Genomic DNA, 14,776 nt, shown 5'->3' with positions numbered 1-14,776 from the left:
CGCGGGGAACTGCGCGACCAGCCCCCACCGGACCGGCACATGCCACTGAACCGCGGACGCGACCGCGCGCCCGGCACAGGGCTACGGCAGTGCCAGCATCCGCTCCAGCGCCAGCTTCGCGAACCGCTCCGTCTCCCGGTCGACCTCGATCCGGTTGACCAGCCGCCCCTCCGCGAGGGACTCCAGCGTCCACACCAGGTGCGGCAGGTCGATCCGGTTCATCGTCGAGCAGAAGCAGACCGTCTTGTCGAGGAAGACGATCTCCTTGCCCTCCGGGGCGAACCGCTCGGCCAGCCGCCGCACGAGGTTCAGCTCGGTGCCGATGGCCCACTTGGACCCGGCCGGAGCCGCCTCCAGCGCCTTGATGATGTACTCCGTCGACCCGACCTGGTCGGCCGCGGCGACGACCTCGTGCTTGCACTCGGGGTGGACGAGCACGTTGACCCCGGGGATCCGCGCCCGCACGTCCTCGACGGAGTCGAGCGAGAAGCGCCCGTGCACCGAGCAGTGCCCGCGCCAGAGGATCATCTTCGCGGCGCGCAGCTGCTCCGCCGTCAGCCCGCCGTTCGGCCGGTGCGGGTTGTAGACGACGCAGTCCTCGAGCGACATGCCGAGGTCCCGCACCGCGGTGTTGCGCCCGAGGTGCTGGTCGGGCAGGAAGAGCACCTTCTCGCCCTGCTCGAACGCCCAGTTCAGCGCCCGCTCTGCGTTGGACGACGTACAGATGGTGCCGCCGTGCCGACCGGTGAACGCCTTGATGTCCGCGGACGAGTTCATGTACGAGACGGGCACGACCTGCTCGGCGATCCCGGCCTCGGTCAGCACGTCCCAGCACTCGGCGACCTGCTCGGCGGTGGCCATGTCGGCCATGGAGCAGCCGGCCGCGAGGTCCGGCAGGACGACCTTCTGGTCGTCTCCGGTGAGGATGTCCGCGGACTCGGCCATGAAGTGGACACCGCAGAAGACGATGTACTCGGCCTCGGGCCGGGCGGCGGCGTCGCGGGCCAGCTTGAAGGAGTCGCCGGTGACGTCGGCGAACTGGATGACCTCGTCGCGCTGGTAGTGGTGCCCGAGCACGAACACCTTGTCGCCGAGCTTCTCCTTGGCCGCGCGGGCCCGCTCCACCAGGTCCGGGTCGGAGGGCGAGGGGAGGTCGCCGGGGCACTCCACGCCGCGCTCGCTCTGGGCGTCGGCCTCCCGGCCGAGCAGCAGCAGAGCCAGCGGAGTGGGGGAAACGTCCAGGTCGACAGGGGCCTGGGGGGTCTGGGCCGTGGTCACGTCACGCACCCTTTCTCATCTACAGAACGACTTTTCGTCGAAATGACGCTATCTATCATACGTGGTTCACGTCAGTTTGACGACACTCATCATGTCGATGTGACGCAATCCGCCTCGGCCGTCCGGTGCCCCGTCCGCGGCCCGTGTGCGAGCATGAAAGAAGAAGTACGAAAGCCCGACGGGATCCGGAATGGATCCGGGCATTTGCCGGTTGCAATGGTCGGCAAGCAGTCTCCGTACAACCCGGGAGAGATGTAGATGTCCGTATCGGACGAGACCACCACCGTCAGCGACGGCATCATCCTGAGCGACGCCGCCGCGGCCAAGGTCAAGGCTCTGCTCGACCAGGAAGGCCGCGAGGACCTGGCCCTGCGGGTCGCTGTTCAGCCGGGTGGCTGCTCCGGCCTGCGGTACCAGCTGTTCTTCGACGAGCGCTCGCTCGACGGTGACGTCGTCAAGGACTTCGGTGGCGTCAAGGTCGTCACCGACCGCATGTCCGCCCCGTACCTGGGCGGCGCGTCCATCGACTTCGTCGACACCATCGAGAAGCAGGGCTTCACGATCGACAACCCGAACGCCACGGGCTCCTGCGCCTGCGGCGATTCCTTCAGCTGAGCAGCAGCACGACGCGTGATGGCCCGGCCCCCGACGCGGGGGGCCGGGCCATCACGCGTCTGCGCCGCCGTGCGGGTCAGCCGCGCGGCGCGGGCTTCACCCCGCCCGGCGCGTTCTGCTGCGCCGCCGGGACCCGGTGGCCGTCCGTGCCGACGATCTTCCGCCCGGCCGGCGGATCGTCGAGCGTCACGTCGAGCGTGTAGGACTTGGCCATCATGATGCAGACGCTGCCCTTCTTCTGGGTCGCGGTCACCTTCACCGACACCCGGCCGCCGGACTCGTCCGCGCTCGCCGCGTAGGTCGCGCAGACCCCGCCGCTGAAGTGCAGGGTGAGCGTCTTGCCCGCGGCCTCGTACCCCGTCACCTTCACGTCGCTGTGCTCGCCCGCCCCGGGCGTGCCCCCGGACGCACTCGGCGCCGGTGAGCCGGACGCGCTCGACGGCGCCACCAGGAACTCGGGCGCCACCGCCGGATGCGTCACGGTGGTCGCGGTCGTCGCCCCGGCCGGCTTCACCTCGAACAGCCAGGACGGGACGAGCACCTGCCGCCCCCGGACGTGCTGCGCGGCGAGCCCGAACGTGGCCCCGGTGACCGCCGTCGTCGTCGAGGCAGGCGGCCGCGGCGACGACGGAGTGCAGCCGGACCCCTGCTCCGTGCCCGCGCTCTCGCCGACCAGCGGCGCGGCACTCGCGCACCCGCCGACGGACGCCCGCTTCCCGGGCGCCGACGCGCCGTTCATCCGCTCCAGCGCCTTGTCCGCGCTCACCGTCGGATACGTGTCGCCCTTCACCGGCGCCTTCAGCCGGCCGCTGCCGCCGCTCACCCGGCCGTCGGCGCCGATCTGGATCCCGGTCGACCAGCCGTACGTCGGCAGGCCGCCGACCTCCGGGTCCGCGTTCACGACCCGCGTCGCGCCCATCAACTGGCCCGCGTCCAGCGCCGCGTCGTCCTGGCCGAGCGCCTCGAGGACCGGCGCCGCCGCCTTCTTCGCGGCCGCCTCGCTCACCGCGTCCTTCTCGCTGCCGGAGCCTGCCGGGTCGGAACACTTCGCCACACCCGCGCACTTGTGCCCTGCCGACGGTGCGTGCTGCGCGTACGTCCAGGTGCCCGGTGCCTCACGGTCCACCCGCAGCGTCGGGCCCGAGCCGTCGTTCGCCGGACCGAGCCGCCACGCGCCGTCCTCCAGCCGGGGCGTGCCCTCGACGTCGAGTGCCTCGGCGAGCGCGCGCACCTCGGCGGCCGTGACCCGGCCGTCCGCCCGGTACACCGGAGCGTCCCCGGGTCCCTTCGGCAGCGGGGACGCCGCCCGGTAGCGCGTGCCGTTCGGATCGGGCTCGCCGGGCGCGATCCCGTTCGACGTGCCGGGGGCGCCGCCCTGCGTGTAGCCGTCCAGGGCGAGCGGCGGGGGAGTGCCGTCACCGGCCGGTCCGGCCGGGGTGTCCTTGCCGCCGCCGGAGGAGGCGCTGGTCGCGAGGTACGCGCCGCCGCCACCGGCGAGGAGGACAGCCGCCGCGACCGAGGCGACCGCCAGCGTCGTCCGCCGCCGGGGCCGGTCCTGCGTCTGCTCTTCGGTACTCACCGCATCGCTCCTTCGCCTGCCGCGTCGTCCCGTCGTATCCCGTCTCCCCTCGATGGGGGAGAGCCGTACGGGACAGCGATGTGACGCGGCAGCGGCGCGCGCGGTTCCCCGGTGGTGTCTCCTCGGCCGCCTCAGTCGCCGAATCCGGCCATGGAATCGATCAGCCGCGCCGACGAAGCGGGCACCACGACCCCGTGGATCCGCGCCGACAGCGGCCCCGTCACCGCCGGGACCCTCCGCTCCGTCTCCCACGGCGCCAGGGGCGTCACCCAGTGCGGAACCATGCGGGCGCAGTCGCCGCGCAGCGCCGCGAGCCCGTCCTGCGTCAGATGCGACACGTCGTACGTCATGACGGCACCGTATGCACGACAGGTCACACGAAAAAAGCCCTACTATCGGGTAGTTTCCGCACTTCAGGCCAGGTCTTCGACCCGGTAGCGTGAAGCGTCAATCCCTCCCTCCCCAGGAAGCGTGACCTCGCCGTGCGAATCGCAGTCACCGGCTCCATCGCCACCGACCACCTGATGACCTTCCCCGGCCGCTTCGCCGACCAGCTCGTCGCCGACCAGTTGCACACGGTCTCCCTGTCCTTCCTCGTCGACAACCTCGACGTGCGCCGGGGCGGCGTCGGCGCCAACATCGCGTTCGGCATGGGCCAGCTCGGCACCGCGCCGGTCCTGGTCGGCGCGGCCGGCTCGGACTTCGACGAGTACCGCGCCTGGCTGGACCGGCACGGCGTCGACACCGCGTCGGTCCGGATCTCGGAGACCCTGCACACCGCCCGCTTCGTGTGCACGACGGACGCCGACCACAACCAGATCGGCTCCTTCTACACCGGCGCCATGAGCGAGGCCCGTCTCATCGAGCTGAAGACCGTCGCGGACCGCGTGGGCGGCCTCGACCTCGTCCTCATCGGCGCCGACGACCCGGAGGGCATGCTGCGCCACACCGAGGAGTGCCGCAGCCGGGGCATCCCGTTCGCCGCGGACTTCTCGCAGCAGATCGCGCGCATGGACGGCGACGAGATCCGCACCCTGCTCGAAGGCGCCACGTACCTCTTCTCCAACGAGTACGAGAAGGGCCTCATCGAGTCGAAGACCGGCTGGAGCGACGCCGAGATCCTCGGCAAGGTCGGCCACCGCGTCACCACCCTCGGCTCGCGCGGGGTCCGCATCGAGCGGGTCGGCGAGGACCCGATCGAGGTCGGCGTCCCGGAGGAGAAGGCGAAGGTCGACCCGACCGGTGTCGGCGACGCGTTCCGCGCCGGGTTCCTGTCCGGGCTCGCCTGGGGCGTCACCCTGGAGCGTGCCGCGCAGATCGGCTGCATGCTCGCCACGCTGGTCATCGAGACCCTGGGCACCCAGGAGTACGAACTGCGCCGCGCGGCCTTCATGGAGCGCTTCAAGAAGGCCTACGGTGACGAGGCTGCCGCCGAGGTCGAGGGTTTCCTGAGCTGAGGCCCCGCCGGCGGCGCCGCGGATCTCCGGGTGAGATCGGCCCCGAAAGGGGCGCGGGGAACTGCGCGACCAGCCACGACGAAAGCCGCGGACGCGTCTGCTCGGTGCATGAGCAGACGCGTCCGCGGCATTTCTGTGGCCGAGCGCGCAGTTCCCCGCGCCCCTTACGGGGCTACTTGGCCCGCCGTACCACGTAGGAGGTGGCGCCATCTCGGCCCGGTGCAGAGCCTTCGTACGCGTGGCCCTGGGTGAAGCACCAGGCCGGGATGTCGACCGCGGCGACCTCGTCGTCGGCGATCACCGTGACCGTCCCGCCGATCTGGACGGAGGACATCGCCCGGGCCAGCTCGATCACGGGCTGCGGGCACGTCATCCCCAGCGCGTCCACGGTCACCGCCTCCGCCGACCCGGCCGGCCCGGCGACCGGCGCCCCCAGCGTCTCGCGCACCCCGCGCACCACCCCGGGCAGCACCTCCAGGAACCGGTCCACCTCGGCGGCCGCCACCCCGAGCGGCAGCGAGACCCGGACGTTCCCCTCGCTCACCACGCCCATGGCGCGCAGCACGTGGCTGGGCGTCAGCGTGCTGCTCGTGCAGGACGATCCGGACGACACGGAGAACCCGGCGCGGTCCAGCTCGTGCAGCACGGTCTCCCCGTCGACATAGAGACAGGAGAACGTCACCAGATGCGGAAGCCGGTTCTCCGGATCGCCGACGACCTCGACGTCCGGTACCAGCTCCGGCACCCGCGCCCGGATCCGCGCGGTCAGCTCCCGCAGCCGCGCCGCCTCCGCCGCCGCCTCGGCCCGCACCGCGCGCAGGGAGGCCGCCGCGGCGACGATCGCCGGGATGTTCTCGAACCCGGCCGCCCGCCCCGACTCCCGTTCGTCGGCGGGCCCCTGCGGCGCGAACCGCACTCCCTTACGGACGACGAGCAGCCCGACCCCCGCCGGACCGCCCCACTTGTGCGCGCTCCCGGCCAGCAGCGACCACGGCCCCGGCACCGGCCCCCAGGCCAGCGACTGCGCGGCGTCCACGAACAGCGGCACCCCCGCCGCCCGGCACGCCTCGGCGACCTCCTCGACCGGCTGAACCGTGCCCACCTCGTGATTGGCGGACTGCAGCGCGGCCAGCGCCGTGTCGGGCCGCAGCGCGGCGGCGAACCCGGCCGCGGCGACCGCGCCCGTCCGGTCCACGCCCACCTCGTCGACCACGCCGCCCGCGCCCTGATGGGCCGCGGCCGAATGGAGCACGGCGGAGTGCTCCACCGCCGAGACGGTCAGGCGCCGCCCGGCGCGCCGGCGACCGGCGAGCGCCCCCGCCACACCCTCGTGCACCGCACGCGTTCCGGACGGCGTGAAAACGAGCTCGTCCGGCCGGCAGCCCACCGCCTCCGCGGCGGCCTCCCGGGCGGCGTCGAGCAGCAGCCGCGCCCGCCGCCCCTCCCGGTACAGGCGCGCCGGATCCGCCCACCCCTCGTCGAGGGAGGCCAGCAACGCCTGGCGCGCCACGTCATGGAGCGGCGCGCCCGAAGCAACATCGAAGTAACCCACGCCCCCACGCTAAGACCCCGCACGACCACCGGCTCCGCCGCGGTGCCCGAGCGGCCGCGACGGCGCGCCGAGCCTCGAACACCTGCCCAAACACCCCCCAAACCCCCCGTCAGAAACCAGATCCAGCCCCGGGATCCCACCCTTCGGAGTGACCCGCGGCGCGTTAGGCACCCTCCCCGCGCGACCCCAAATAGCGTCCAGTAGGGTTTGGTCCGCATAAACATCCAAACCCCTGCCCGTGTGCCAGGGCGGCGAGCGACCAGCGAGATGGCGGCCGTAGCCAACCAAAGAGCGCGGGCGAGACTCTCGGGAAGGCGCTACGTGAGTCCCAACGGCTCCGACCGCTCGTCGCGGCGCCCGATGCGGCGGAAGCTGCCGCAGGTGCTGACTGCGGGCCTGATCCTGGTAACCGCTACCGGTTGCACATACAAGGACTTCCCTCGCCTTGGTATGCCCACTCCGGTCACGGAAGAAGGTCCCCGGATCCTCTCCCTCTGGCAGGGCTCGTGGGCGGCAGCGCTCGCCACGGGCGTGCTGGTGTGGGGTCTGATCCTGTGGAGCATCATCTTCCACCGGCGCAGCCGCACCAAGATCGAGGTTCCGACTCAGACCCGGTACAACATGCCTCTCGAGGCGCTGTACACGGTGGTTCCCCTCATCGTGGTCTCGGTCCTCTTCTACTTCACCGCGCGCGACGAGTCGGAGCTTCTGAAGCTCGACGACAAGCCCGCGCACACCATCAACGTGGTCGGCTACCAGTGGAGCTGGGGCTTCAACTACGTCGAGAAGGTGCCCGGCGTGAGCGGCGACGCGAAGACGTCCGAGGAGCTGTCTGCGATCCCGCAGCGCTTCAAGGACGACTTCCCGGCCGCCGCCGGCGGTGTCTACGAGGTCGGTACCCCTGGTACGCGGAACCCGCAGACCAACAACCCCGGCCCGACCCTCTGGCTCCCCAAGGGGGAGAAGGTCCGGTTCGTCCTCACTTCGCGTGACGTCATCCACTCCTTCTGGGTGGTGCCGTTCCTCATGAAGCAGGACGTCATCCCGGGCCACACCAACTCCTTCGAGGTGACCCCCAACAAGGAGGGGACCTTCCTGGGCAAGTGCGCCGAGCTCTGCGGCGTCGACCACTCCCGGATGCTGTTCAACGTGAAGGTCGTCTCCCCGGAGAAGTACGCGCAGCACCTCAAGGACCTCGCGAAGAAGGGGCAGACCGGTTACGTCCCGGCTGGCATCGCCCAGACGGACCACGAGAAGAACCGGGAGACGAAGACAACGTGAGCATCCTCAACGAACCCCAGGGTGCCGCGGCAGCAGACGACTCGTACGAGAACGAGCTGCCGGTACGGCCCAAGCGGCCCGGCAATGTCGTGATCAAGTGGCTGACGACCACTGACCACAAGACCATCGGTACGCTTTACCTGGTCACGTCGTTCGCGTTCTTCTGCATCGGCGGACTGATGGCGCTCTTCATGCGCGCCGAACTGGCTCGTCCCGGCAACCAGATCATGTCGAACGAGCAGTTCAACCAGGCGTTCACGATGCACGGCACGATCATGCTGCTGATGTTCGCGACGCCGCTGTTCGCGGGCTTCGCGAACTGGATCATGCCGCTGCAGATCGGCGCGCCCGACGTCGCCTTCCCGCGACTGAACATGTTCGCCTACTGGCTGTACCTGTTCGGCTCGCTGATCGCCGTCGCCGGCTTCCTCACCCCGCAGGGTGCGGCCGACTTCGGCTGGTTCGCCTACAGCCCGCTGTCGGACGCCGTCCGCTCGCCGGGCATCGGCGCCGACATGTGGATCATGGGTCTGGCCTTCTCCGGCTTCGGCACGATCCTCGGCTCGGTCAACTTCATCACCACGATCATCTGCATGCGCGCTCCGGGCATGACCATGTTCCGCATGCCGATCTTCGTGTGGAACGTGCTGCTGACCGGTGTCCTCGTCCTGCTGGCCTTCCCGGTCCTGGCCGCCGCGCTGTTCGCCCTGGAGGCGGACCGCAAGTTCGGTGCCCATGTGTTCGACGCCGCCAATGGCGGAGCGTTGCTGTGGCAACACCTCTTCTGGTTCTTCGGACACCCAGAGGTGTACATCATCGCCCTGCCGTTCTTCGGCATCATTTCCGAAGTGATCCCGGTGTTCTCGAGAAAGCCGATGTTCGGCTACTCGGGCCTCATCGGCGCGACGATCGCCATCGCCGGTCTCTCCGTGACGGTGTGGGCGCACCACATGTACGTCACGGGTGGCGTGCTGCTTCCGTTCTTCTCCTTCATGACGTTCCTCATCGCCGTACCGACCGGCGTGAAGTTCTTCAACTGGATCGGAACGATGTGGAAGGGCTCACTGTCCTTCGAGACACCGATGCTCTGGGCGATCGGCTTCCTGATCACCTTCACCTTCGGTGGTCTGACCGGCGTGATCCTGGCGGCGCCGCCGCTGGACTTCCACATCTCCGACTCGTACTTCGTGGTGGCGCACTTCCACTACGTCGTCTTCGGAACCGTCGTCTTCGCGATGTTCGCCGGCTTCCACTTCTGGTGGCCGAAGTTCACCGGCAAGATGCTGGACGAGCGGCTCGGCAAGATCACCTTCTGGACGCTGTTCGTGGGCTTCCACGGCACGTTCCTGGTGCAGCACTGGCTGGGTGTCGAGGGCATGCCGCGTCGTTACGCGGACTACCTCGCCGCCGACGGCTTCACCGCGCTGAACACGATCTCGACGATCGCCTCGTTCCTGCTCGGTCTGTCGATCCTGCCGTTCCTCTACAACGTCTGGAAGACGGCCAAGTACGGCAAGAAGATCGAGGTGGACGACCCGTGGGGCTTCGGCCGCTCGCTCGAGTGGGCGACGTCCTGCCCGCCGCCGCGGCACAACTTCCTCACGCTGCCGCGCATCCGCTCGGAATCGCCGGCGTTCGACCTGCACCACCCGGAGATCGCGGCCCTCGACCAGCTGGAGAACTCCGGCCACGGTGGTAAGGCGCTCGCCGGCGGCACCAAGGAGGCCGGCAAGTGAAGGTCCAAGGCAAGATGTTCATCTGGCTGAGCCTCTTCGTCCTGATCATGGCCGGTGTCTACGGCGTGTGGTCGAAGGAGCCGGCCGGTACCACGGCACTCTTCCTGGCGTTCGGCCTGTGCATCATGGTCGGCTACTACCTGGCCTTCACGGCCCGGCGGGTCGACACCGGCGCCCAGGACAACAAGGAGGCCGAGGTCTCCGACGACGCCGGTGAGGTGGGCTTCTTCAGCCCGCACTCCTGGCAGCCGCTCTCGCTGGCCGTCGGTGGCGCCCTGGCCTTCCTGGGCGTGGTCTTCGGCTGGTGGCTGCTGTACTTCTCCGCCCCCGTGATCATGTTCGGCCTGTGGGGCTGGGTCTTCGAGTACTACCGCGGCGAGAACCAGAACCAGTAGCACCACGAGGTTCCGAACTCCCGTGCCCGAGGGGCCCGGACACTCCTGACGGAGCGTCCGGGCCCCTCGGCGTGTCGCGGCATGCCCCGAGCGGCTCACTCGGCGCGCCGCGCCGCGGGAACGTACCTACGGTGAGTTCATGAACCACTCACCGCGCATAGTCTCGGTTGTTGGCAGCTCCGTGCTGGTGGCCGCACTCGGTGCGGGCGTCACGGCCTGCGGCAGCTCCGGCCATCCGCTCTCCGCCCAGCCGTACGACGCGGCGAGCCAGATCACCTTCAACGGCCCCGAGGGCAAGAAGAAGGCGGACCCCGACAAGCCGCTGGAGATCACGTCCGACGACGAGGGCCGCATCACCGACGTGACGGCCACGGACGCCCAGGGGCGCTACGTGGCGGGCGAACTCTCCGCCGACGGCCGCAGGTGGCACACGACCACCCCGCTGGCCGCAGAGACCACGTACACGGTGCGCGTCAGCACCGAGGACGAGGACGGGGCGCCCGGCCGCAAGGTCCTCACCTTCGAGACCGGCAAGCCGACCAAGGAGAAGAACCTCAAGGTCACCTTCGGGCCCAAGGGCGGCAAGTACGGCGTCGGCCAGCCGATCACGGCCGAGCTGAACAAGCCGATCAAGGACCCCGCGGCCCGCGCGGTCGTCGAGCGGGCCCTGAAGGTCGAGTCGCAGCCCGCGGCCGACGGCGGCGCCTGGTACTGGGTGGACAGCAAGACGCTGCACTACCGGCCCGAGAAGTACTGGCCGACGGGCGCCACCATCACGGCCCGCAGCAACCTCAAGGGCATCAAGGTCACCGACTCCCTGTGGGGCGGCGAGAGCAAGCCGCTGACCATCACCACGGGGGACCGGATAGAGGCGATCACGGACGCCGCCTCGCACGAGATGACGGTGTACCGCAACGGCGAGGCCATCAACGAGATCCCGGTGACCACCGGCAAGCCCGGCTTCGAGACGCGCAACGGCATCAAGGTCGTGCTCGGCAAGGAGTACTACGTGCGGATGCGGGGGACCAGCATCGGCATCTCCGAGGGCTCCTCGGACTCGTACGACCTGCCGGTGTACTACGCGACCCGGGTCACCTGGAGCGGCGAGTACGTGCACGCCGCGCCCTGGTCCACGGGCTCGCAGGGCGCCGAGAACGTCAGCCACGGCTGCACGGGCATGAGCACCGACAACGCGTCCTGGTTCTTCGACACCGTCCGCGAGGGCGACATCGTGAAGGTCGTCAACAGCAACGGCGAGGACATGGACCCGTTCGGCAACGGCTTCGGCGACTGGAACGTCAGCTGGAAGAAGTGGCAGGAGGGCAGCGCCCTGACCAACAGCAAGAAGCCCGCACCGGTGCAGAAGGCACGGCTCAGCCCGCAGGTCTGAGATGTGACACTTCCGACTCCCGTACGCCGCCGGCGTACGGGAGTCGCCCGTTCCGAGCGGGCCTCCTCCGGACTCCCGCGGCCCGCCTAGGCGCCGACGGCGAGCCGGGAACGCAGCAGGCCCGCCAGAGCGGCCGCGAACTCCACCGGCTCGACCGGAAGGGTCACCGCGGCCTCCGCGCGGCTCCAGGTGGCCAGCCAGGCGTCCTGAGGGCGTCCCATGAGCACGAGCACCGGCGGGCAGCGGAAGATCTCGTCCTTGATCTGCCGGCACACGCCCATGCCGCCCGCGGGGACGGCCTCGCCGTCGAGCACACAGACGTCGATCCCGCCGCGGTCCAGCTCCTTGAGGACGGCCGGGAGCGTCGCGCACTCCACGAACCGGACCTCCGGGACGTCGGATGCGGGCCTGCGGCCGGTCGCGAGGCGGACCTGCTCGCGCGTGTTGGCGTCGTCGCTGTAGACCAGGACCGTCGCGGTCGACTGCATCGTTCCTCCGAGACTTCGGCGTCGTTCGGTTGCGCCGGAGCCTACTCCTCCCGACACCCCGTCAACACCGGTTCGCACACGCCTCCGATGGGCCGTAGGCGGCACTTCGATGGGCCATATGGGCTGGACACGAGGGTCAGACACTCCGAACGGCACCCCCCGGGGTGAGGGCGAGATAAGCGACCGACATAATGTCGGTCGTGGCGACAGCAACGACAGTAGAAACCGGGCACGCGCACCCGTCGGTCAATCGACCGAACCTCACCAGCGTCGGAACCATCATCTGGCTGAGTTCCGAGCTGATGTTCTTCGCGGCCCTCTTCGCGATGTACTTCACCCTGCGATCGGTGACGGGACCGGAGCACTGGAAGGAAATGGCCTCGAGCCTGAACCTTCCGTTCTCGGCGACGAACACCACGATCCTGGTGCTCTCCTCTCTCACCTGTCAGCTCGGCGTGTTCGCCGCCGAGCGCGGTGACGTGAAGAAGCTCCGGATGTGGTTCATCGTCACCTTCATCATGGGTGCGATCTTCATCGGCGGTCAGGTGTTCGAATACACCGAGCTGGTCAAGAAGGACGGGCTCTCGCTCTCCTCCGACCCGTACGGCTCGGTCTTCTACCTGACCACCGGCTTCCACGGCATGCACGTGACAGGCGGGCTCATCGCCTTCCTGTTCGTCCTCGGCAGGACGTACGCGGCCCGGAGGTTCACCCACGAGCAGGCGACCGCCGCCATCGTCGTGTCCTACTACTGGCACTTCGTCGACGTCGTCTGGATCGGCCTCTTCGCCACGATCTACCTGATCAAGTAGACCGGAAGATCACAGAATCGGGCACAGGCCCGAACCGTTCCCGCAGCACCGACGCAGAAGATCCTGACACCGGGGTAATCCGTGAAAAAGCTCTCCGCACGACGACGCCATCCGCTGGCGGCGGTCGTCGTCCTACTCCTCGCGCTGGCGGCCACCGGGGGGCTGTACGCCGCGTTCGCGCCCGCGAGCAAGGCGCAGGCCGATGAGACCGCCCAGTCCCTCGCCATCGACGAGGGCAAGAAGCTCTACTCCGTCGGCTGCGCCAGCTGCCACGGAACCGGCGGTCAGGGCACCACCGACGGTCCGAGCCTCGTGGGCGTCGGCTCTGCCGCCGTCGACTTCCAGGTCGGCACCGGCCGTATGCCGGCCCAGCAGCCGGGCGCGCAGATCCCGCGCAAGAAGGTCATCTACAGCCAGGCCGAGATCGACCAGCTCGCGGCGTACGTCGCCTCGCTGGGTGCCGGTCCGGTCGCGCCGACCAAGAAGGACTACAACCCGGAAGGCGCGGACATCGCCAAGGGTGGCGAGCTGTTCCGCACCAACTGCGCCCAGTGCCACAACTTCACCGGCGAGGGTGGCGCGCTGACGCACGGCAAGTTCGCGCCGACGCTCGAGGGCGTCGACCCGAAGCACATCTACGAGGCCATGCAGACCGGCCCGCAGAACATGCCGTCCTTCCCGGACACGACGATGACCAAGCAGAACAAGAAGGACATCATCGCGTACCTCGACACGGTCAACGGTGACAAGTCCGAGAGCCCCGGTGGCCTCAAGCTCGGCGGGCTCGGCCCCGTCAGCGAGGGTCTGTTCGCGTGGATCTTCGGTCTCGGCGCCCTGATCGCCGTCGCCATCTGGGTCGCCGCTCGGACCGCAAAGGCCAAGAAGTCATGAGTAGCCAAGACATTCCAGAAGAGAACCTGCCCTCCGAGCAGGCTGCCGAGCAGCACGGCTCGGTCGCGGTGAAGGACGACCCCTTCGCCGACCCGGGCCTGCCCGAGCACGAGCACCGCGTCCAGGACATCGACGAGCGGGCCGCCCGGCGGTCCGAGCGCACGGTCGCGTTCCTGTTCACGCTCTCGATGCTGGCCACGATCGGCTTCATCGCCTCGTACGTCACCCTCGACGTCGACAAGAGCATCTACGTCTTCCCGCTCGGCCACATCAGCGCGCTGAACTTCGCGCTGGGCACGACGCTGGGCGTGGCCCTGTTCTGCATCGGCGCGGGCGCGGTCCACTGGGCCCGCACCCTGATGTCGGACGTCGAGGTCGCCTCGGAGCGTCACGCGATCGAGGCCGAGCCCGAGGTCAAGGCGCAGGTCCTGTCGGACTTCGCCGACGGTGCGCGCGAGTCGCAGTTCGGCCGCCGCAAGCTCATCCGCAACACGCTCTTCGGTGCGCTGGCCCTGGTGCCGCTCTCCGGCGTGGTCCTGCTGCGCGACCTCGGGCCGCTGCCCGAGAAGAAGCTCCGCAGCACGATGTGGAAGAAGGGCCTCAAGCTCGTCAACATGAACACGAACGAGCCGCTGCGTCCCTCGGACATCCCGGTCGGCTCGCTCACCTTCGCCAAGCCCGAGGGCCTGGAGGAGGACGACCACGAGTTCCAGACCGAGATCGCCAAGGCCGCCCTGATGCTCGTCCGGATCCAGCCGGAGAACATCAAGGACAAGCGCGAGCTCGAGTGGTCCCACGAGGGCATCGTGGCGTACTCGAAGATCTGCACCCACGTCGGTTGCCCGATCTCCCTGTACGAGCAGCAGACGCACCACGCGCTGTGCCCCTGCCACCAGTCCACCTTCGACCTCTCCGACGGCGCGCGGGTGATCTTCGGTCCGGCCGGTCACGCACTGCCGCAGCTGCGCATCGGTGTCGACTCCGAGGGCCACCTCGAGGCGCTCGGCGACTTCGACGAGCCCGTCGGTCCTGCCTTCTGGGAGCGCGGATGAGTACTACGACCACCAACGAGGCGCCTTCCCGCGAGAAGGCGCCGGCCGGCGAGCGTGTCGCCGACTGGGCCGACGGCCGTCTGGGGATCTACTCCCTGGCCAAGTCCAACATGCGCAAGATCTTTCCGGACCACTGGTCCTTCATGCTCGGCGAGATCTGCATGTACAGCTTCATCATCATCATCCTCACGGGTGTGTACCTGACGCTGTTCTTCCACCCGTCGATGAACGAGGTGGAGTACCACGGCAG

General features: G+C 69.2%; 14 protein-coding genes and 1 pseudogene. 10 read left to right on the top strand and 5 right to left on the bottom strand.

What is annotated here, in order from left to right:
- Window positions 1–81: 81 nt before the first annotated feature.
- Entirely contained in the window at window positions 82–1,278 is a 1,197-nt protein-coding gene (nadA, locus tag GTW43_RS32030) for a quinolinate synthase NadA (RefSeq protein WP_161305474.1), read from the bottom strand.
- Window positions 1,279–1,536: 258 nt separating this feature from the next.
- Here nadA and GTW43_RS32025 point away from each other — a divergent pair, with 258 nt between their 5' ends.
- Complete coding sequence (locus GTW43_RS32025) at window positions 1,537–1,893, top strand: iron-sulfur cluster assembly accessory protein (RefSeq protein ID WP_161305473.1); 357 nt, start codon at window positions 1,537–1,539, stop codon at window positions 1,891–1,893.
- A gap of 76 nt (window positions 1,894–1,969) precedes the next feature.
- Here the strand turns inward: GTW43_RS32025 and GTW43_RS32020 are convergent, their stop codons facing one another.
- On the bottom strand, window positions 1,970–3,472 hold the full coding sequence (locus GTW43_RS32020) for a hypothetical protein (protein ID WP_161305472.1): 1,503 nt from the start codon (window positions 3,470–3,472) through the stop codon (window positions 1,970–1,972).
- A gap of 131 nt (window positions 3,473–3,603) precedes the next feature.
- Window positions 3,604–3,822 carry a hypothetical protein gene (locus tag GTW43_RS32015; RefSeq protein ID WP_161305471.1) on the bottom strand — a complete coding sequence of 73 codons (219 nt, stop codon included), beginning with the start codon at window positions 3,820–3,822 and terminating at the stop codon, window positions 3,604–3,606.
- Window positions 3,823–3,954: 132 nt separating this feature from the next.
- Here GTW43_RS32015 and GTW43_RS32010 point away from each other — a divergent pair, with 132 nt between their 5' ends.
- A complete protein-coding gene (locus GTW43_RS32010; protein WP_161305470.1) occupies window positions 3,955–4,929 on the top strand; it encodes a carbohydrate kinase family protein in 975 nt (324 codons plus the stop codon).
- A gap of 172 nt (window positions 4,930–5,101) precedes the next feature.
- Here the strand turns inward: GTW43_RS32010 and GTW43_RS32005 are convergent, their stop codons facing one another.
- Complete coding sequence (locus tag GTW43_RS32005) at window positions 5,102–6,481, bottom strand: cysteine desulfurase/sulfurtransferase TusA family protein (RefSeq protein ID WP_161305469.1); 1,380 nt, start codon at window positions 6,479–6,481, stop codon at window positions 5,102–5,104.
- Between the two features lie 321 nt (window positions 6,482–6,802).
- On the opposite strand from GTW43_RS32005, the gene coxB reads away from it, so the two are divergent.
- The 4 genes from coxB to GTW43_RS31985 all read left to right on the top strand — a co-directional run bounded on the left by coxB (window position 6,803) and on the right by GTW43_RS31985 (window position 11,283).
- Window positions 6,803–7,762, top strand: a complete 960-nt coding sequence (gene coxB, locus GTW43_RS32000; protein WP_161305468.1) for a cytochrome c oxidase subunit II — start codon at window positions 6,803–6,805, stop codon at window positions 7,760–7,762.
- Window positions 7,759–9,498, top strand: coding sequence for a cytochrome c oxidase subunit I (gene ctaD / locus GTW43_RS31995; protein WP_161305467.1), 1,740 nt, complete (start codon window positions 7,759–7,761; stop codon window positions 9,496–9,498). Before coxB ends, ctaD begins: the two co-directional genes overlap by 4 nt.
- Window positions 9,495–9,893 carry a cytochrome c oxidase subunit 4 gene (locus tag GTW43_RS31990; protein WP_161305466.1) on the top strand — a complete coding sequence of 133 codons (399 nt, stop codon included), beginning with the start codon at window positions 9,495–9,497 and terminating at the stop codon, window positions 9,891–9,893. Before ctaD ends, GTW43_RS31990 begins: the two co-directional genes overlap by 4 nt.
- 139 nt (window positions 9,894–10,032) lie before the next feature.
- Window positions 10,033–11,283 carry an Ig-like domain-containing protein gene (locus GTW43_RS31985; RefSeq protein WP_161305465.1) on the top strand — a complete coding sequence of 417 codons (1,251 nt, stop codon included), beginning with the start codon at window positions 10,033–10,035 and terminating at the stop codon, window positions 11,281–11,283.
- Between the two features lie 86 nt (window positions 11,284–11,369).
- Here GTW43_RS31985 and GTW43_RS31980 read toward each other — a convergent pair whose 3' ends face one another.
- Window positions 11,370–11,771 (bottom strand): response regulator transcription factor, encoded by a 402-nt coding sequence (locus GTW43_RS31980; protein ID WP_161305464.1) that lies wholly within the window; start codon window positions 11,769–11,771, stop codon window positions 11,370–11,372.
- Window positions 11,772–11,962: 191 nt separating this feature from the next.
- On the opposite strand from GTW43_RS31980, the gene GTW43_RS31975 reads away from it, so the two are divergent.
- The 4 genes and pseudogenes from GTW43_RS31975 to GTW43_RS31960 all read left to right on the top strand — a co-directional run.
- Window positions 11,963–12,583 (top strand): heme-copper oxidase subunit III, encoded by a 621-nt coding sequence (locus GTW43_RS31975; protein ID WP_161305463.1) that lies wholly within the window; start codon window positions 11,963–11,965, stop codon window positions 12,581–12,583.
- Between the two features lie 81 nt (window positions 12,584–12,664).
- On the top strand, window positions 12,665–13,474 hold the full coding sequence (locus tag GTW43_RS31970; RefSeq protein WP_161305462.1) for a c-type cytochrome: 810 nt from the start codon (window positions 12,665–12,667) through the stop codon (window positions 13,472–13,474).
- Window positions 13,471–14,526: a Rieske 2Fe-2S domain-containing protein gene (locus GTW43_RS31965; RefSeq protein WP_161305461.1), complete on the top strand. Its 1,056-nt coding sequence runs from the start codon at window positions 13,471–13,473 to the stop codon at window positions 14,524–14,526. The genes GTW43_RS31970 and GTW43_RS31965 overlap by 4 nt, the downstream gene beginning before the upstream one ends.
- A pseudogene (locus GTW43_RS31960) lies at window positions 14,523–14,776 on the top strand (ubiquinol-cytochrome c reductase cytochrome b subunit); the annotation flags it as partial. The gene GTW43_RS31965 and the pseudogene GTW43_RS31960, both read left to right, overlap by 4 nt.

This window comes from Streptomyces sp. SID5785 (assembly GCF_009870065.1).
Taxonomy (GTDB): Bacteria; Actinomycetota; Actinomycetes; order Streptomycetales; family Streptomycetaceae; genus Streptomyces.
This window is presented reverse-complemented; position numbering and strand designations above follow the sequence as displayed.

Excerpts from the sequence above, each read along its gene's own strand:
- GTW43_RS31985 (WP_161305465.1), top strand. The coding sequence starts at position 10,033 with ATGAACCACTCACCGCGCATAGTCTCGGTTGTTGGCAGCTCCGTGCTG.
- GTW43_RS32025 (WP_161305473.1), top strand. The coding sequence starts at position 1,537 with ATGTCCGTATCGGACGAGACCACCACCGTCAGCGACGGCATCATCCTG.
- GTW43_RS31975 (WP_161305463.1), top strand. The coding sequence starts at position 11,963 with ATGTCGGTCGTGGCGACAGCAACGACAGTAGAAACCGGGCACGCGCAC.
- GTW43_RS32015 (WP_161305471.1), bottom strand. The coding sequence starts at position 3,822 with ATGACGTACGACGTGTCGCATCTGACGCAGGACGGGCTCGCGGCGCTG.
- GTW43_RS31980 (WP_161305464.1), bottom strand. The coding sequence starts at position 11,771 with ATGCAGTCGACCGCGACGGTCCTGGTCTACAGCGACGACGCCAACACG.
- GTW43_RS31965 (WP_161305461.1), top strand. The coding sequence starts at position 13,471 with ATGAGTAGCCAAGACATTCCAGAAGAGAACCTGCCCTCCGAGCAGGCT.